Annotated in this window: 18 protein-coding genes; 9 read left to right on the top strand and 9 right to left on the bottom strand. The window is 33.2% G+C overall.

Going from position 1 to position 18,776, the window contains the following annotated elements; all coding sequences use genetic code 11:
* Positions 1-20 precede the first annotated feature (20 nt).
* The 4 genes from BUE22_RS20100 (at position 21) to BUE22_RS20085 (ending at position 5,753) form a co-directional block, all read left to right on the top strand.
* On the top strand, positions 21-2,798 hold the full coding sequence (locus BUE22_RS20100; RefSeq protein ID WP_073397744.1) for a TonB-dependent receptor: 2,778 nt from the start codon (positions 21-23) through the stop codon (positions 2,796-2,798).
* 204 nt (positions 2,799-3,002) lie between these two features.
* Positions 3,003-4,136, top strand: coding sequence for a hypothetical protein (locus BUE22_RS20095; protein WP_042564705.1), 1,134 nt, complete (start codon positions 3,003-3,005; stop codon positions 4,134-4,136).
* Positions 4,137-4,265: 129 nt separating this feature from the next.
* Positions 4,266-4,610 (top strand): T9SS type A sorting domain-containing protein, encoded by a 345-nt coding sequence (locus BUE22_RS20090; RefSeq protein ID WP_073397743.1) that lies wholly within the window; start codon positions 4,266-4,268, stop codon positions 4,608-4,610.
* Between the two features lie 162 nt (positions 4,611-4,772).
* Positions 4,773-5,753 carry a LuxE/PaaK family acyltransferase gene (locus BUE22_RS20085; protein WP_073397741.1) on the top strand — a complete coding sequence of 327 codons (981 nt, stop codon included), beginning with the start codon at positions 4,773-4,775 and terminating at the stop codon, positions 5,751-5,753.
* A gap of 75 nt (positions 5,754-5,828) precedes the next feature.
* On the opposite strand, the gene tyrS is transcribed toward BUE22_RS20085, so the two are convergent.
* Entirely contained in the window at positions 5,829-7,124 is a 1,296-nt protein-coding gene (gene tyrS / locus BUE22_RS20080; protein ID WP_073397739.1) for a tyrosine--tRNA ligase, read from the bottom strand.
* 152 nt (positions 7,125-7,276) lie between these two features.
* Between tyrS and BUE22_RS20075 the strand changes: the two genes are divergently transcribed.
* A complete protein-coding gene (locus BUE22_RS20075; RefSeq protein WP_073397857.1) occupies positions 7,277-8,278 on the top strand; it encodes an NAD-dependent epimerase/dehydratase family protein in 1,002 nt (333 codons plus the stop codon).
* On the opposite strand, the gene BUE22_RS20070 is transcribed toward BUE22_RS20075, so the two are convergent.
* From BUE22_RS20070 to BUE22_RS20060, 3 genes are read right to left on the bottom strand one after another with little or no spacing between them, the layout of a single operon-like run.
* Positions 8,279-8,764: a DUF4296 domain-containing protein gene (locus tag BUE22_RS20070; protein WP_073397737.1), complete on the bottom strand. Its 486-nt coding sequence runs from the start codon at positions 8,762-8,764 to the stop codon at positions 8,279-8,281.
* A gap of 9 nt (positions 8,765-8,773) precedes the next feature.
* Positions 8,774-10,114 carry a dihydroorotase gene (locus BUE22_RS20065; protein ID WP_073397735.1) on the bottom strand — a complete coding sequence of 447 codons (1,341 nt, stop codon included), beginning with the start codon at positions 10,112-10,114 and terminating at the stop codon, positions 8,774-8,776.
* 10 nt (positions 10,115-10,124) lie between these two features.
* On the bottom strand, positions 10,125-10,850 hold the full coding sequence (locus BUE22_RS20060) for a polyprenol monophosphomannose synthase (RefSeq protein ID WP_073397856.1): 726 nt from the start codon (positions 10,848-10,850) through the stop codon (positions 10,125-10,127).
* A 105-nt stretch (positions 10,851-10,955) separates the two neighbouring features.
* On the opposite strand from BUE22_RS20060, the gene BUE22_RS20055 reads away from it, so the two are divergent.
* From BUE22_RS20055 to BUE22_RS20045, 3 genes are all read left to right on the top strand, one after another.
* Complete coding sequence (locus BUE22_RS20055) at positions 10,956-11,624, top strand: DUF4271 domain-containing protein (RefSeq protein ID WP_073397733.1); 669 nt, start codon at positions 10,956-10,958, stop codon at positions 11,622-11,624.
* Between the two features lie 14 nt (positions 11,625-11,638).
* On the top strand, positions 11,639-12,388 hold the full coding sequence (locus BUE22_RS20050; protein WP_073397855.1) for a uroporphyrinogen-III synthase: 750 nt from the start codon (positions 11,639-11,641) through the stop codon (positions 12,386-12,388).
* A 379-nt stretch (positions 12,389-12,767) separates the two neighbouring features.
* Entirely contained in the window at positions 12,768-13,238 is a 471-nt protein-coding gene (locus tag BUE22_RS20045) for an Lrp/AsnC family transcriptional regulator (RefSeq protein ID WP_035681816.1), read from the top strand.
* A gap of 152 nt (positions 13,239-13,390) precedes the next feature.
* Here BUE22_RS20045 and BUE22_RS20040 read toward each other — a convergent pair whose 3' ends face one another.
* The 3 genes from BUE22_RS20040 to BUE22_RS20030 form a co-directional block, all read right to left on the bottom strand.
* Complete coding sequence (locus BUE22_RS20040; RefSeq protein WP_042564714.1) at positions 13,391-14,077, bottom strand: zinc metallopeptidase; 687 nt, start codon at positions 14,075-14,077, stop codon at positions 13,391-13,393.
* Positions 14,078-14,174: 97 nt separating this feature from the next.
* Complete coding sequence (locus BUE22_RS20035) at positions 14,175-14,810, bottom strand: response regulator (protein ID WP_073397731.1); 636 nt, start codon at positions 14,808-14,810, stop codon at positions 14,175-14,177.
* Complete coding sequence (locus BUE22_RS20030; RefSeq protein ID WP_073397854.1) at positions 14,803-16,806, bottom strand: ATP-binding protein; 2,004 nt, start codon at positions 16,804-16,806, stop codon at positions 14,803-14,805. The genes BUE22_RS20035 and BUE22_RS20030 overlap by 8 nt, the downstream gene beginning before the upstream one ends.
* Before the next feature lie 167 nt (positions 16,807-16,973).
* Here BUE22_RS20030 and BUE22_RS20025 point away from each other — a divergent pair, with 167 nt between their 5' ends.
* Positions 16,974-17,378 (top strand): hypothetical protein, encoded by a 405-nt coding sequence (locus tag BUE22_RS20025; protein WP_073397729.1) that lies wholly within the window; start codon positions 16,974-16,976, stop codon positions 17,376-17,378.
* 73 nt (positions 17,379-17,451) lie between these two features.
* On the opposite strand, the gene BUE22_RS20020 is transcribed toward BUE22_RS20025, so the two are convergent.
* Complete coding sequence (locus BUE22_RS20020) at positions 17,452-18,045, bottom strand: hypothetical protein (protein WP_073397727.1); 594 nt, start codon at positions 18,043-18,045, stop codon at positions 17,452-17,454.
* Positions 18,032-18,505: an RNA polymerase sigma factor gene (locus tag BUE22_RS20015; RefSeq protein WP_073397725.1), complete on the bottom strand. Its 474-nt coding sequence runs from the start codon at positions 18,503-18,505 to the stop codon at positions 18,032-18,034. Before BUE22_RS20015 ends, BUE22_RS20020 begins: the two co-directional genes overlap by 14 nt.
* Between the last annotated feature and the right edge of the window lie 271 nt (positions 18,506-18,776).

Below are 18,776 nucleotides of genomic sequence, written 5' to 3'. Positions count from 1 at the left end.
ATAAATTAAACACAACTAAAATGAAATTCAATCTAAAATTTCTATTATTTACATTATTTATCTGTACGATTTCGGTCGCTCAAAACAAAGGTACAATTTCTGGTGTATTAACCGACAAAGAAATGAACAATCAATCGCTTCCTTTTGCGAATGTCTTAATAAAAGGAACAAACATTAGTGCAAACACTGACATTGACGGAAAATATTCAATATCTGTAAATCCGGGAAGCTATACTTTAATTTTCAGCTTTTTAGGATACCAAACTATAGAAGCTCCGGTTACAGTTAAAGCAAATGAAACTGTAACAATTAATCAAACACTTACTTCTGGAGAAGGTTATGCTTTGAAGGATGTTGTTGTGCAATCATCTGCCGGAAACAAACAAAAAGAATCAGCTCTATTATTAGACCAAAAAAATGCAGTTTCTTTTAAAGCTGCAATTGGTGCCGAAGAAATAGCTCGAAAAGGAGTTAACGATGTAGCAAATGCTGTATCTAAAGTTAGTGGGGTTTCTAAAAACGACGATTCAGGAAATGTTTTCGTAAGAGGATTAGGAGATCGTTATAATGTTACAACATTAAACGGACTTCCATTACCATCAAACAACCCTGCAAATAAAAATATACTTTTAGATATTTTCACGACAAATATTGTAGATAATATTGGAGTAAGCAAAACATTTGAAGCTCAAAACTATGCCGATTTTGGTGGAGCAAACATAGATATTGCTGCAAAAAAATTCAGCGGTAAACCTTTTGTAAGTTTTTCAATTGGAACAGGGGCTAACACAAATGTTTTAGGCCAAGATCATTTTTATCTACAAGATGGCCCTACTTATACTGGATTTAAAAAAGTTGGAGTTCCAGACTCTCCATTACAACCATATAGCTATGCAACAAGCTGGGACAGACAGGAAAACAAAAACATATTAAATGCTTTCTATACTTTATCTGCTGGTAAAAGATTCAATATAAATGATGAAAGTTCAATTGGTACTTTTGTTACTGGTTCATTTAGTGCAAAAAATAAATACACAGAAGGATACAGTAGAGGGGGAATTACTTCTGACGGAGATATCTTTTCTGATTTTTACAGAACGGCGTACAAACATAGTACTACTACAACTGTGATGGGTACAGCTGATTATAAAATCAACAACAAAAACTCGATCTTCTTCACTTCTTTATTCTTGAATTCAAGTGAGCAAGATTACAGCGAGTATGAAGGAACAAACCAGAATTTTGACGGTGGTGGAGATGCTCTTCAACAAATATCTGGATTTATTAAACGTGGAACTTTTGAAAGAACTCAATTAATTGTAAATCAATTAACAGGGAAAAATAAGTTCAACGATCAGTTGAATTTAAATTGGGGTGTAGGATACAGCATGTCTAACAGCGCAACTCCAGATCGTATGCAAAACTCTTTTGTGTATGCTCCAAATGCTATAGACTATACATTTTTTACCAATTCAAACATCAATAATCACAGGTTTTTTCAGGACTTAAAAGAAAATGAAATCGCTGCAAATGTTGCTCTTTCTTATAACTTCAAAAAAGGCAGTGATGATACTTACAAAGGAAAAGTAACTGTTGGTTATTCAGGAAAGTTCAAGAGTGTAGATTACAACATGGAACAATATTCATTTTTTCCGAACAGAACTACAATTTCTTTTCCTAAAGAAGACATACACCATGTAGATAATTATTTAGATCCTGCACACTGGGGTTCATCTTACTCAAACAGAATTAACCAATTGTATAATGGAAATTTAGATATTAATGCTGCATTCGTTAATGTTCAATACTCTTTAACGGATAGATTGAGTGTGATATTAGGGGCTAGACTGGAACAATTGAATCAAAGTGTTTTCTATATCACAACAACCGTTCCGGGTGGCGGCAATTCTGATGATTCAAAGTTTAACATTTTACCAAGTTTAATTTCAAAATATACTTTAACAGACAAACAGAACTTAAAGTTTTCTGCGAGCAAAACATATACACTTCCTCAGTTTAAAGAAAAAGTGCCAATTATTTATGAAGATGTCGCACAAGCATACGAAGGAAACCCTAATTTATATGCTTCAACAAATTACAACTTCGATTTAGGATGGGAATTTTTCCCGAAAGCAGGGGAATTAATTTCTGTAACTGCATTCGGAAAAATTATTCAAAACCCAATCAACGAAATGTTCCTTAACTCTTCTTCAAATGACATCTCTTACGCAAATACAGGAGATAAGGGAACAGTAGCAGGAGTTGAAGTAGAATTCAGAAAAGATATTTTTGAAATTGAAAATAATGACAACCTAAAGACAAAACTTTCTTTTGACGCAAACGGATCATATTTATACACAAACCAAGATCTAAGCAACGATAAAGTAAACAACGAAAATGATTTTGGAGCAAACTTTACTTTTTCAGAAAGTAAATTAACAGGAGCTTCTAATTTCCTTGCCAATGCTAACTTATCATTTTTAAATGAATTCAGAGAAGGACAGGATTTCAGTGCAACGGTATCTTACTCTTATTTTTCAGATAAATTAGCTGTTATTGGAACCTCAAGAGTAGGAAACCTGGTTGATAAAGCTGTAAATAAATTAGACTTTATCGCTAATACAAGTTTAACTAAAAACTTGAAATTAGGTTTTATTTACAATAACATCCTGAATCCAACTTTTAAACGTGTACAAGAGCAAGGAAAAGTACCAGGAAAAGAATCTGTTGGTGATATTACCGCAGTTTCATACAAAGCAGGTTCAGATTTCAGACTTACTTTAAATTATACATTCTAAGAAACTGTTCTAAATAAATACAAAAGGTGATTAGGTAACTCTAATCACCTTTTGTAATTTAAAAACGGCAATGTAAATTTTATATTAAGTCGAGTCTTATTTATACCACTATACTTAATACATTGTTAATACGGTCTTAACTCAACAAAAACATATGTTCATTTACTTTGCCTTGAATAAATAAAACAATAAAACACAACAAAAATGAAAAAAAGTTTATTTGCAATGGCTGCAATATTAGGACTTGCTTTAACAAGCTGTAGTTCTGATGACAATAACAACAACAATACGAACAACAGTTCTTTTGTTTTAAAAGTTGACGATTTAAAGGGAGAGATTAAAGATGGTACTGTAACTTTGGACCCAACTCAAACTTATACTTTAACAGGTGGTCTTGTTGTTAAAGGTGGAGCTACTTTAGTTATTCCTGCTGGAACAGTAATTAAAAGTTCTGCTACTGCAGAAGCTACTTCTTTATATATCGCTGTAGAGAGAAATGCTAAAATTAACATCAATGGTACTGCTGCTAAGCCAGTTATTATGACTTCTGGAAAAGCAACTCCAGCTCAAAGTGACTGGGGTGGATTAATTATCGCTGGTAATGGTAAAGTGAACACAGGAGACAATGGTACTTCTGAAGTAGGTTCTTTAAGCTATGGTGGTAATGACAATGCAGATTCTTCTGGAAATATCAACTTTTTAAGAATTTCTTACACAGGTTCTAAATATACTGCTGAAAAAGAATACAATGGAGTTTCTTTCTTCGGAGTAGGTTCAGGAACTGTAGTATCTGACATATACACTTTCGAAAGTGGTGATGATGGAATTGAATTCTTCGGAGGAGCTGTAAACGCTTCTAACTTAGTAATTGTAAACTCTTATGATGATTCTTTAGATTTTGCTGACGGATGGCAAGGTACTGCTACAAACGTATACATTAAAGGTGTTACTAAAGCAGGTGTTGAAGGATCTACAAACGCAAAAGATCCAAGTGGAGCTGTTCCAATGACAAACGCTAAAATCACTAACATCTCTATCGTTAAAGGTGATGCTGCTTTCTTAGCTGACGAAAAAGCAATCAATTACAAAGAAGGTGGAGGAAAACAAGCTTACACAAACTTATATGTTGCTGACGGAATGCCTAAAGATCTTGCTAAATTATCTACAGATGCTGGTGCAGTTGCAAATATCGCTGCTGGTAACTTTACTATCACAAACTATACTTTTGGAGCTTCTGTTACTGCATTTGATGGTCCTAAATTATCTGGAACAACTACTGGTGCTTTAGGTGCTGGTGCTGGTGCTGACTTACCAACTTGGGCTAACTGGACTAAGTAATTAAACTAAGTTGATTTTCTAATCACTTAACACATAAAATGTTAAAAACATCCTAATTTTTTAGGATGTTTTTTTTTGGCGTAGTTTTTGTATTTTTTTTTGTATATTTACAATAATCAAAAAATAGCGATGGCAAAAAACTACTTTTATATTACATTTTTATTGGCTTTTTTCTTTACTACTATAACGGCATCAGCGCAGGATAATAGTAAGCAATTACCAAAACCTCAGGACGGAAGTACCATTGAGGGCCTGAGCTTGTACCCTAACCCTGTTACAAACGGCAAAGTCTATATAACATCAAAAAACGATTTAGAAAAAGAAATAGTTGTTTTTGATTTGTTAGGAAAAAAAGTAATTCAGGCACATTTAACGACCAGAGAATTAAATGTTAGTGATTTAACTCCCGGAGTTTATATTATTAAAATAAGCGAAGAGAACGCTTCAGCTACCAGAAAGCTTATCATTCGGTAAAACATAAAATCTATCAAAAAGCTCCAAATAATATTGGGGCTTTTTTATTGCCGTTTTTTTAGTTTCCAGTCACAGTCTGGGTTTTGAGACTCTGTACAGGAAAACTGTGACCAAAAACTGAAAACTATTTACATTTATACTTACCTTTGCACAAAAAAAGTTTTGATTACAGCCAGCGATATATTTACCATTTCGAGTCAGAAACAATTTGAAAAAATAGCATTGAAAGTGTTTCGTTTTCAGCATGAAAACAATCAGGTATATCGTGACTTTTGCGACTTTCTAAAAGTAAATCCGCAACAGGTAAAATCACTGGAGCAAATTCCGTTTTTACCAATACAATTTTTCAAGAGTCATAATGTAGTTTCCAATTCAAATCCTGTTCAGGTTACCTTTACCAGCAGCGGAACAACGGGCATGATTACGAGCAAACATTTAGTGACCGATATTTCCCTATATGAGGAAAGTTACCGCAAGGGATTTTCTCAGTTTTATGGCAATATCGAAGATTACGTTGTTTTAGCTCTTTTGCCGTCTTATCTCGAAAGAGATGGGTCTTCGCTTATTTATATGGTCGAAGACTTAATAAAACTATCCAATCAGCCCGAAAGCGGCTTTTATTTACACAATCACGACGACTTAATTAAAAAACTGACGGCTTTAGACGAATCAGGACAAAATGTTATTTTAATTGGTGTTACTTATGCTTTATTAGATTTGATAGAAAAACATCAATTCAACCTTCAAAATACCATTATTATGGAAACCGGAGGAATGAAAGGCAAACGTAAAGAAATGATTCGCGAAGAACTTCATGAACAGCTTTGCAAAGGCTTTGGTGTTTCGGCAATTCATTCAGAATACGGAATGACCGAACTTCTGGCGCAAGCCTATTCTTTAGGCGAAGGCGTTTTCGAATGTCCGTCATGGATGCATATTTTAGTTCGCGATCCCGAAGATGCGCTTACTTACGTAAATAATGGAAAAACAGGCGGAATTAACGTTATTGATTTGGCCAATATCAATTCATGCTCTTTTATTGCCACTCAGGATTTAGGCAAAAAAAATCCCAACAACTCTTTTGAGGTATTGGGACGTTTTGATAATTCTGATATTCGTGGATGTAATTTAATGGTTTTGTAAAAAAGGTTAATCGTTGATTTGTTAAATCGTTTATTCGCTTTACAACCGATTAAACAATTACACGATTAAACAATTTTAAACCACTCTAATCACAAAATAATTCTTCTTTCCGCTTTGTAATAACACAAACTGATTATTAATCAAATCATTTGCAGTCAAAACAAAATCTTCTTTGATTTTTTCTCTGTTTACAGAAATTGAATTCGCTGTTAAGGCTCTTCTCGCTTCTCCGTTTGATTTAAAGAAACCTGTTTTTTCGTTTAAAACAGAAACAATGTCCAATCCGTTTTCAAGATCTGCTTTTGCAATTTCAGCTTGAGGAACTCCGTCAAAAACTTCTAAGAAAGTCGTTTCATCCAATTGTTTCAAATCCTCTGAAGTAGAATTTCCAAATAAAATATTCGAAGCCTGAATTGCTTTTTCTAATTCTTCTTTACTATGAACAAAAATCGTAATTTCTTCAGCCAGTTTCTTTTGTAAAACTCTTAAATGCGGAGCTGCTTTATGCTCTTCGATTAAAGCATCAATAGTTTCTTTATCTAAAAAAGTAAAGATTTTAATATATTTTTCAGCATCAGCATCAGTAGCATTTACCCAAAATTGGTAAAATTTATATACTGAAGTTTTATCAGCATCCAACCAAACATTTCCTCCTTCAGATTTTCCAAATTTAGATCCATCTGCTTTTGTGATTAAAGGAGTTGTTAAAGCAAACGCTTTAGCATTTTCTCCTCCCATTCTGCGAACTAATTCTGTACCTGTGGTAATATTACCCCATTGGTCAGAACCTCCCATTTGCAAAAGGCAGTTGTTGTTTTTATATAAATGATAAAAATCGTATCCCTGAATTAATTGATATGTAAATTCTGTGAAAGACATCCCTTCCCCTTCTCCGTTAATTCTCTTTTTAACAGAATCCTTCGCCATCATATAGTTTACCGTAATACGTTTTCCAACTTCACGGGCAAAATCAATAAACGAGAATTCTTTCATCCAATCATAGTTATTTACCATAATTGGAGCGTTTGGTTCTTTTGAATTAAAGTCTAAGAAACGAGACAGAACACTTTTGATTCCGGCAACGTTTTTAGCCAAAGTTTCTTCGTTCAACAAATTTCTTTCGTCAGATTTTCCGGAAGGATCACCAATCATTCCGGTTGCACCACCAACCAAAGCAACAGGCTGATGACCAAAATTCTTTAAATGAACCAATAAAATAATCTGAACCATACTGCCAATATGCAGTGAATCTGCCGTTGGATCAAAACCAATATATGCCGCCGTTACCTCTTTTAGCAATTGTTCTTCCGTTCCTGGCATGCTATCATGGTATAAACCGCGCCATTTTAATTCTTCAACTAGATTCTTCATTTTTAAAATATTTTGCGCAAATATAATCAATGGTAATGGCAATGGCAAAAACTTATGCCACTAAGGCACAAAGGCGCAAATATTATTAAAAACAAAAAAACTTTGTGGCTTTGAGCCTTTGTGGCAAAAAAGCAAAAACTTATCTTTACAAAATGGTATTAGTAACTGGAGGAACAGGTTTAGTTGGCGCGCATTTATTGCTTCATTTAATCGAAAATGGAGAAAATGTCCGGGCTATTTACAGAAACCAGAACAACATTCAAAAAACAAAATCGGTTTTTGAATTGTATAAAAAAGGAGATTTATTCGAAAAAATCAATTGGCTTGAAGCCGATATTTTAGATGTTCCTTCTCTAGAAATTGCTTTTATCGACATTGAATACGTTTACCATTGTGCCGCTTTAATTTCTTTTGATCCTAAAGACGAAGATGCACTTCGAAAAACCAATATCGAAGGAACTGCCAATATGGTTAATTTTTCGTTGGCCAAAGGAATCAAAAAATTCTGCTTTGTAAGCTCAATTGCCTCTTTGGGAGATTTACCACCACATGAAACCTATATTACAGAAGAAACCGACTGGAATCCTGAAAAACCTCACAGCGATTACGCTATTTCAAAATATGGCGCCGAAATGGAAGTCTGGAGAGGCGTTCAGGAAGGACTGGATATTATCATTATTAATCCGGGCGTAATTTTAGGACCAATCCCAAAAACAAAAAAATGTGAACAGGGAAGCGCTGAGCTATACGTAAAAGTGGCAAACGGTCTTTCGTTTTATACTCTTGGAAATACAGGATTTGTTGCTATAAATGATGTAGTGAGAATTGCTTACGAACTAATGAAAAGCACAATCAAAAATGAACGTTTTACCTTAATTGCAGACAATATTGTTTTTAGGGATATTCTAAACACAATTGCAGAAGTCTTAAAAGTAAAAAAACCAAGTATTCATGCAACTCCGTTTTTCATGAATTTTCTTTGGATTGCAGGCAAAATATTCTCGACTTTATTTTTCCAAAAAAGACGTTTAACAAAAGCAACAGCGAAAGCCTCTTATTCGAAAAATTTGTATTCAAATGAAAAAATAAAAACCGCTCTGGGAACGGTTTTTTTAGATGTACATCAATACATTAAAGAAGTATCGAAGTTATAATTATCTTTTTGTCTGTCTTATTGCTCTTCGTATAGAATCAACATTAATTTTTCGGGCAGGTTGAGTTTCATTAAGTTTAGGAGCTGGTCCTGTTGTTTTGCCTTTCTTATTTTTGTTTGCTTTTGCTGCTTTCTTCTCTTCGATCTTAAACAGTGAATCTGCTTTTTTCTGATTCTTTTCTAATCGTTTCGCAATTTGATCAAACATATCTTTATAGCTCTCATAATCTGACGCATAGTACATATTACTTTGCGCAAATTGTAGACTGTCTACTTTATATTTTTGAAGAATAAATCGCTTCGGACTAGCATCAAGTGAATCTAAGGATAATGGATTGTGATATTTTATGGCATCCAAAACAGATAAATCATACATAATATCAATCATTTTTCCTTTCTCAATAAGTCGTTTAGGCTCTTTTACAAGCTCTTTTTTACAACTTACAGCAAAAAATAAAACCAATATTATAATTACAAAATTCTTCATCTTCCTATTTTATCTGTCAAACAATAATCTTTTTCCGTTGCGAACGTCTTTCACTTTAAAATTGTTATAAACCAATTCGCCGTTTACAAACGTATGGGTAATCCTCGATTTAAAAGTAAAGTTTTCAAAAGGAGACCAGCCACATTTTGATAAGATATTTTCTGATTTTACACTCCACGGCAAACTCGGGTTTACAATTACCAAATCAGCAAAATAACCTTCTTTTACAAAACCTCTTTTTTCGATTTTGAAAATTTTAGCCGGATTGTGGCACATTTTCTCTACGATTTTTTCAACAGAAATTTTTCCTTGGTGATGCGCTTCAAACATTGCCACAACAGCATGCTGCACTAATGGTCCGCCTGAAGGAGCATTTAAATAGGATTGACTTTTTTCTTCTTTTGTATGCGGAGCGTGATCTGTTGCAATAACATCAATTCGACCGTCATTCAAAGCTTTCCAAAGTTCTTTTCTGTCTTCGGCAGTTTTTACAGCAGGATTCCATTTAATGAAATTTCCTTTTGTTTTATAATCTTCATCGGTAAACCAAAGGTGATGTACACAAACCTCAGCTGTGATTTTTTTATCTTCTAATGCAATTTTATTCGTAAACAATTCCATTTCCTTCGCTGTAGAAAGATGGAAAATATGCAAACGCGCTCCGGTTTTTTTCGCCAAAGCCACTGCTTTTGAAGACGAAATATAACAGGCTTCTGCACTACGAATTAAGTGGTGCGCCGTTACCGGAACATCATCACCGTATTGTTCTTTAAAAAGGGCAAGATTATTTTTAATTGTCGCTTCATCTTCACAATGAACCGCAATCAACATCGGCGTGCTGGAAAATATTTTTTCTAAAGTTGCTTCGTTATCTACAAGCATATTTCCCGTTGAAGAACCTAAAAAGATTTTGATTCCGGCAACGTTTCTTGGATTGGTCTTTAAAACTTCTTCCAGATTATCATTGGTTGCACCCATCATAAACGAATAATTCGCAAATGATTTTACGGCAGCAATTTGATATTTTTCTTCTAAAATTTCCTGAGTAACTGCATTAGGAACCGTGTTTGGCTGTTCGATAAAAGAAGTGATTCCGCCCGCAACTGCAGCTCTTGATTCTGATTCTATATCTCCTTTATGTGTTAATCCCGGTTCTCTAAAATGTACCTGATCATCAATTGCACCCGGCATTAAATAATTTCCTTCGGCATCTATCACAATACAATCTGAAGTTTTTAGGCTGATACTATCTGCAACTTCAACAATTAAGTCGTTCTCGATCAAGACATCACCTTCAAAAATAGACCCTTCGTTTACAATTTTAGCATTCTTTATTAAAATCCTATTCATGACCGTGGTATTATAATGTATTGATTAATTTTTTTAATCGAAGTGAAATTACCCCAAGAATAGCTTCTTTAATAATGGCATTGCTCATTTTTGAAACTCCTTTTGTTCTGTCTGTAAAAATAATAGGAACTTCGGTAATTTCAAATTTAGCACAATAGGTTCTGTACTTCATTTCAATCTGAAACGCATAACCAACAAATTTTATTTTATTGAGATTTATTTTCTCTAAAACTTCTCTTTTATAACAAACAAAACCAGCTGTGGCATCATGAATTTTCATTCCGGTAATAAATTTCACATATACCGAAGCAAAGTAAGACATTAATACACGACTTAAAGGCCAGTTTACCACATTTACACCTGTTACATAACGAGAACCAATTGATAAATCGGCACCACCAAAATGGCAGGCATCATACAATTTTTCAAGATCATTCGGGTTATGCGAAAAATCGGCATCCATCTCAAAAATGTAATCATATTTGCGTTCCAAAGCCCATTTAAAACCATGAACATAAGCTGTTCCTAAACCTGATTTTTTGGCTCTTTGTTCTAAAAATAATCTGCCCGGAAATTCTTCCTGCAATGCAATCACCTTGTTTGCAGTATGATCGGGAGAATTATCATCAATAATTAAAAGATGAAAAGGTTTATGTTGTGAAAGTACGGCTCTTATTATACTTTCTATGTTTTCAATTTCGTTATAAGTGGGAATTATGACAATACTATCATTCATTTTTCTTGGCAATTTCATGGCAAAAGTAAACTTTTTATGCCATTTCATTCATAATAAATTTATAATAAAAGTATTGATACAAAAAATTACTAATTTTGTAACGCTATGATTGAACATCTTCAACCCAGAATTCTAGAGAACAAAGATTGGGCAACACTTTTATTTGTGGTGGCCTTTGCTCTCGTTGCTATAACTAAATCGACTTACGAAACAAGATTTAGTGAGTTTAGCAAACTTATTTTTTCTGATAAATATGCAAAAATTTATCGCGACACCAGCAACCTGAAAGGCAGCTTTATTGTTGGGCTGTTTTTTGTTCAAATTCTGTCGTTTTCATTTTTCATTTTGCTTACGCTGCATATTTTTGGATATGCTTCAAAAACAGATTGGATCTTGTACATTCAGATCGCTACATTTTTACTTTATTTTATTCTGGGGAAATTTTTAATCGAAAAAATCGTTGCAACTTCTTTCAATATTGATGAATTTGTAAGCCTTTTCAATCTACAAAAAGCGACTTACAGGACTTACATTGGTGTTTTAATACTGCCTTTTAACGCAGTTTTGTTCTATTATGACAATATTCCGAAGATTGTCCCGCTAGTAATAATAGGCGTTTCGCTATGTATAAGTCTATTTTCCTACTTTATTTCAATTAAAACGTATCAAAATATAATAATCGGTAAGTTATTTTATTTTATTTTATATCTTTGCGCTCTTGAAATAGCCCCTTATTATTTCATGTATTATTGGATAACAAAAGAGGTGGCTTAGTAAATGTTTATAATATGAAAGTGAAAACAATTTTGGTGTCACAGCCTGAACCTAAAGTGGAAAATTCTCCTTACTTTGAGCTCCAACAAAAACACAAAATAAAAATTGATTTCAGACCATTTATTCATGTGGAAGGGGTTAACGCAAAAGAGATTCGATTACAAAAAATCGACCTTAATCATTACACTGCGATTATTTTGACAAGCAGAAATGCTGTAGATCATTTTTTCAGAGTAGCAGACGAAATGCGCTACAAAGTTCCTGAAGGATTGAAATATTTTTGTCAATCTGAAGCAGTTGCGTTTTACCTGCAGAAATATGTAGTGTACAGAAAGCGAAAAATTTATGTAGGTGCTAAAGATTTTGCTGATTTATCTCCATTAATTAAAAAATACAAAGACGAAAAATTCCTGCTTCCGGCATCAGATCAGTTAAATGCTGACGCGCCTATTACCTTAAATGGTTTAAAAGTAGACTGGACGCAAGCTGTTTTTTACAAAACAGTAATGAGTGATTTGTCTGATTTAGCAGATGTTTATTATGATGTTTTAGCATTTTTTAGTCCAACCGGAATTAAATCATTGTTCAAAAACTTCCCTGATTTTAAACAAAACAATACCAGAATTGCTGTTTTTGGAAGCACAACTCAAAAAGAAGCTTTAGATTATGGTTTAAGAATCGATATTCTTGCTCCAACTCCTGAAACGCCTTCTATGACAATGGCTTTAGAAAAATACATTAGCGAAGCAAACAAAGGAAAATAATCCTTTTTAAATAAAAATTCCAAATTATAAATTCCAAATTCCAACCTTCTTGTTGGGATTTGGAATTTTTTGTTTTTAGACTATTTTGAGTGTTTCGGACTAAGATTTAAACACAATTTTGTCATCCCGAGGAACGAGGGATCTCCACAAGAAACTCCGTAAAGTAAGTTGCCAATCTTTGTCGAGCTACTCGTGGAGATCCCTCGTTCCTCGGGATGACAAAAAATGTGGATATACACTTTGCGCGCATCTTTGTCAAAGTTTAAAACTTTGACAAAGATTTAAAACAACAATTTTCTATTCAATTAAAACTTTAATCCTTAAATTTGATTTCTATTTAAAACCAAAAAACCAATATTAGTTTCAAACCACAACTCTCATGAAAATCAATTCTCTTTTAATCGAAATTGACGGCATCGACAAAGAAATACTTCGCTATTTAATGGATGATGCCCGAAAACCTATTTTACAAATTGCTAATAAAATTGGGATTTCTGGAGCGGCGATTCATCAGCGTTTAAAAAAACTGGAACAATCGGGTGTAATTTCAGGATCGAAATTTACTGTTAACCCAAAAGTTTTAGGTTACAACACAATGGCATTTGTTGGCGTTTATCTGGACAAAGCTTCCCGAAACTCAGAAGCTGTAAAAGATTTAAAAAAAATTCCCGAAGTTTTAGAATGTCATTATACCACCGGAAACTGGTCGGTTTTGATCAAAATAATTTGTCGTGACAACGAACATTTGATGCAGCTTTTAAACACAAAAATCCAGGCTATTGAAGGAGTTTCAAGAACAGAAACATTTATTTCACTCGATCAGCAGATTGATAGACAGATTCAACTTTAAATGTGCCAATTAGATAATTAGTTAATTAGATAATTCTTAAAATGCTTAATAAACAATTGTCTATTGTTTCAAAATAACAAAAACCCGATTAGTTTAAACTAATCGGGTTTTTGTTATTAATTATCTAATTGACTAATTATCTCATTACCACATTAATTCCTCCTGCTTCCGGAATAAATAGAGATATAGTACAACAACGTTGCGATTGATCCGATTGCTGCTACTACATAAGTTCTTGCAGCCCATTTTAAGGCATCTTTTGCTCCAGCCTGCTCTTCTTGTGTCAGCATGTGTTTATTTTCTAACCAGGCAAGCGCTCTGTTACTTGCATCGTACTCTACAGGCAAAGTAATAATCGAAAACAAGGTTGTTGCCGCAAAAATGATTATTCCTATCAATAACAATTGAGGAAAAGTTCTAATCATCAGGATTCCTGCAATCAAAATCCATTGTACATAATTTGAGGCGACGCTTACAATTGGCACTAATTTCGAACGCATGGTTAACCATTCGTATCCAATAGAGTGCTGCACGGCATGACCACATTCGTGTGCCGCAACAGCCGCTGCCGCCGCATTACGATGATTATAAACTGCTTCGCTTAGATTAACAGTTTTATCACTCGGATTATAATGATCTGTTAACTGCCCCGGAGTCGAGATAACGCGAACGTCTCTAATACCATTATCTGCCAACATTTTCTCGGCAATTTCTGCACCGCTCATTCCATTTCGAAGTTGCAGTTTAGAGTATAATTCGAACTTGCTTTTTAATTTTGAACTAACCAACCAGCTGAATAACATAATTGCACCAGCAATAATTAAATATCCACTTCCCATTTTTTTTGATTTTTTGATTGAAATTTAAAGTTACAAAACAAACAGCAATTTACGAACCAATTTCAAAAAATGTCATTTTGGCATTCAGAAGATTTTGTTAATTTAAAAGATTGTTCTTCAGAAGGAAAGTAATTAATTCGGCCACATTTTTTACTTTATATTTTTGAAGAATATTGCGTCGGTGCGTTTGTACGGTCAAAAAACTCAAGAACAATTCATCGGCAATTTCCTGAGTTGATTTGCCTTTTGAGAGCAATAAAGTAATGTCTTTTTCCCGACGGCTAAGACTCGGGATTCGATCTAAATCTTCAGATTGTGGCTGACTTATAACTGCCCGAACCTCATCGCTAAAGACAATTTCGCCATCAATTGCTTTATGAATGCAATTTTTAAATTCATCAAAAGAAGCACTTTTTAAAATATAACCATTTCCTCCATTTTGAACAAATTGCATAACCAGACTTCTCTCTGACTGGCTACTCATCCCGATAATAATTATTTTAGGATATTTTTGTTTGATGGTTTTACAAAGATCAATTCCGTTTATCACTGGCAAAAAAATATCCATTAAAACCAGGTCTACTTCATTTGTTTCGATATAATCTAAAAGCGCAACGCCTGACTGCAATTTCTCCACGACCTCAACAATCTGAAAATCTGACAGTAAACCCGAAATTCCGGAAATCACAATCGGATGGTCATCTACAATTACTGTTTTATATTTTCTAGTCATTTAGCATTTCGTTTTTTACCTTCAGCTCAATATAGGCCGAAGTTCCTTTATTAATTATGCTTTCAATTTCTAATTTCCCGTTTAAAAACTCTACACGGTTTTTTATATTTCTTAAGCCCATTCCGGTATTACTTCTTTCCGAAACGTTAAATCCAACTCCGTTATCTTCGACCGTTATAAAAAAAGTTTCCTTATTTTGAGAACATGAAACCAGAATCTCTGATGCATTTGCATACTTTAAAGCATTATTCAATAATTCCTGAATAATGCGATAAATAAAAATTTGATGGTTTTTAGACAAGTTCGATTTGTTAATCAAATACTGAAATTCAACATTTGTTATTGTGTTTGAATTTGCCATGCACAAATCACGCAAAGCATGTTCTAAACTTAGTTTCAGCAAACTTTCGGGCATTAAGTTTTGAGAAATATTGCGGAGTTCTTTGATCGAATTATCCAGTAAAGTCGTTACTTCTGTCGTACTTACATTATCTTTTTCTGCCAATTTTAAATGAATTTTCAATCCCGAAAGCATACTTCCAAGTCCGTCATGCAAATCTCGCGCAATTCGTTTTCTCTCTACTTCTTCACCTTCGATTAAGGCATTTGAAACTGATAATTTCTGCTGATTTTCAAGTGCCGTCAATTCCTGCTGGTGATTAATCTCTTTTTGAAAACTCAGCTTCTTTTGGTTTTTATTCAAAATCCACAAAAACAAAACAATCAGAAATAATAAAACTGACAATACAGCAAACAGAAAAGAATTCAACCGATTGTTATAAACCAATAATGCCGCTTTTTCATTTTGCGATTGAAGAGCCGTTATCTTTTTCTCATTTTCGGCTTTTTTGTACTTTGCTTCGAGTTCTACAATTTCTTTTTGAAATTTTGTATTGTTTAAACTGTCGTTTACAACATTATATTTATTGGCATAAAAATAAGCTTTATCATAATTTTTAACAGCACTGTAAACTTTAGACAATTCGTTGTAATAGTTCTTTTTATCTACAATAAACGGCGTATTCTCTAAAAGATATTCCAAGTTGTTTTTAGCTTTTTCATATTCCTTTAGCTTAAAAAGCATTTCATATTCCGCAAATTTCAACCTGTTTAAGGCAATTGCATTTTGATGATTGTTGGCAGATTTTATTCCTTTTTCATAACTCGCCAGAGCTTGTGTGTATTTGTTCTGTTTGGCATAATATATTCCTTCAGAATAAAAATAAGAATCGTTTAGATTGGATTCAGGAAATTTTTTGAGTGTAAAAAAGGCTTTATCAAGTACTTTTTTAGCATCATAAAAATGTTTTAATTCTACTAAATTTTCGGCATTGATAATATAAGTCTCCATTTTAGATTCTGCCAATGTAGGAGATCGTTTGGTTGCTTTTTCGATATAATTCTGTGCTTCATCCAAATATTCACTTGCTTTTTGGCGTTCGTTATTATTCATAAAAATAATAGCAACCGCTTTATACAAGCCGCTTATCAGTTCATAATCGCCGCTCTTCTTTGCAAGGGGAATGGCTTCATTGACCAATAATTTCATATACCCCTTTTCGTTATTTTTTCGCTGTTGCATAATGCCATAATTCTGCAACAGGATCGCGCGAAGTCTAAAAGCTTCTGTATTATTGTATTGTTTTAATTTGGCATTGGCTTCTAATAATGTTTTTTCGAAACCTATGATATCGCCTTTTTCAATAAAACTATAGGAATTATAATAAATCGAAGCATCCTTCAAAAAGGGAAATCCTGATTTTAGTCTATTGGCCTGATTTAAATATTCTTTGGATTTTTCAACATTCTGAACCATCAAAAACAATCTTGATAATTTAAAACTGTAAAGACATTTTATACTATCAGATTTTGTGTTTCTGGTCACTTTTGCAATACTGTCTATGTAAACGGTATCATCATCTAAAGAAAGAATAACTTGTGAATGTGCAAAGGCAGATAAAAATAAAAAAAGCGTCAAAAAGCAGATTTTCTTCATAAAGTGGTATTTATTCAAATTTATTAAATTAAAAAGTGTTTCAAAAAACATTCAGTTGCTTTTACCTGATATCAGGTAATAAAAAATACATTTTATCAGGTATTGCCAACTGTTTTTCAAGCCTGTAATTTTGTTTTAAATGAATATTAATTATTAAAGAATTTATTATGAAATCAATTTTTAAAACAGCAGTGCTTGTATTAACACTTGCTTTTACAGCAGTTTCATGCAGCAGCGACGATGATAACAACTCTGGACCAGTAACAGCATCAAGAGATGTAAAATATGAAATAACAGGAAATTTTACGGGTGAACTTGATGTAACTTATATGGAAAAAAGTGGTGCTCCGCTTATTGAAGATGTTCCTGCATTGCCATGGACAAAAGAATTTACTGCTGACGCGGGTTCAGACGGAGCTTTAGTACACACAAGCGGTCTTGGCGGTGTTGCAGGACAAACGGTAACGGCTAAAATTTATGTGGGAGGAAAAGTGGTTTCTGAATTAACCGGAACGGCAAATTCAGACGGAATTATTGTAGTACATCCAAACACTTATGTATTTCCGAGATAAGAATCAGAGGTTAGAAATTTAATTTGATAAAAAAATCGGTTTGTAAAATTTACAAACCGATTTTTTTATCAAATTAAATTTCTAATTGCTTATTGACTTCTTCAAATTTTTCTATCAGACTATTTAATTTGGTTTCTTGTTTTTTGATTTCCTTTGGCCTCAAATAAAACCAGGCAAATCCTATCCATAAAAACAACATCACATACGTTAAAACACTAAAAAACGAACTCATTTTTGATGCGTATTCATACATATACAAACTTATTCCTATACTTAATAGAATAAAGTATAAGCTTAAAATTCGGGATTGCAAAAATTGTTGTTTTCTTTTAATTAAAATGAGTTTCTGCAAATATTGCTGATTGGTTTGGGTTGCGTCTATATTTTTATAAGTGGATAATAACCTGTTATAAACAATCAGATAAATAAGCATTGCTAAAACCGTTAGAACAATTCCAATTTTAGTCGAGATCAAATCAGGCTGATAAAAATACCAGATAAAAATAATAAAAGTACATGTTGCAAAAAGCAGGATATTAGTGATCCATAAACTGCGCAAAGCTGTTTTTTTAAACTGTTTTAATCTTGCCAGTAAATCTTCTATGTTCGGTTGATTTACGGTTTGTTTTTTCCATAAATCTTTAAAATCTATATTATTGCTGTCCATTTTCTTTGAATTTTTCAGTCAGTTTTTCTTTAATTCTATGAATTTTCACTCTTGTATTGGTTTCCGAAAGCCCTACGATTTTAGCTATTTCTGATTGTTTTACATCTTCAAGTTCAAGTGAAATAATAATACGGTCGGTTTCGGGCAATTCAGCAATGCATTTATATAAAAACTGAATTTGTGGTTCTAATGAATATTGCTTTTCCTCAGTAAGATGAAGTGGTAATGCCGATTTCGGAAAACGTTTCTGCCTCTCAATCTGCCTCAAACAATTATTAGAAGCGATCCTGAAAATCCAGGTTCCTATGCCCGATTCGTTTCTAAAAGTTTCGAGTTTTTGCCAGACAATAATAAAGGTTTCCTGAGCCAGATCCTGCGCAATATCATAATCGTTAACAAACCCCATACAAAGCCTGAATATTCGATCCCAATATGCTTTATAGATATCTTCGAATTTCATTTTATGCTTTTATAAAATTGCTTAATTGGTTTAAATACCATTTCGAAAATAAAAGGGCGATAATTAAAATATAATTTTTCATTTTAAATAATTTTAAGTTGATAAATAATCGGATCCGTCCTTTTGATACGAGAACTATTAAAATGTTACAACTGAAATGAAAATTTCAATAAAAAATTCCAAATTCCAATTGAAGCATGGTGAAGTTTTGCCACGAATTACACGAATTAACACAAATAAAATTCGCGAAAATTCGTGTAATTCGTGGCAG

The sequence above is a fragment of the Flavobacterium pectinovorum genome, assembly GCF_900142715.1.
Classification (GTDB): Bacteria; Bacteroidota; Bacteroidia; order Flavobacteriales; family Flavobacteriaceae; genus Flavobacterium; species Flavobacterium pectinovorum.
Note: the sequence above shows the minus strand (reverse complement) of the source record. Positions and strands in the feature narration are given on the sequence as shown.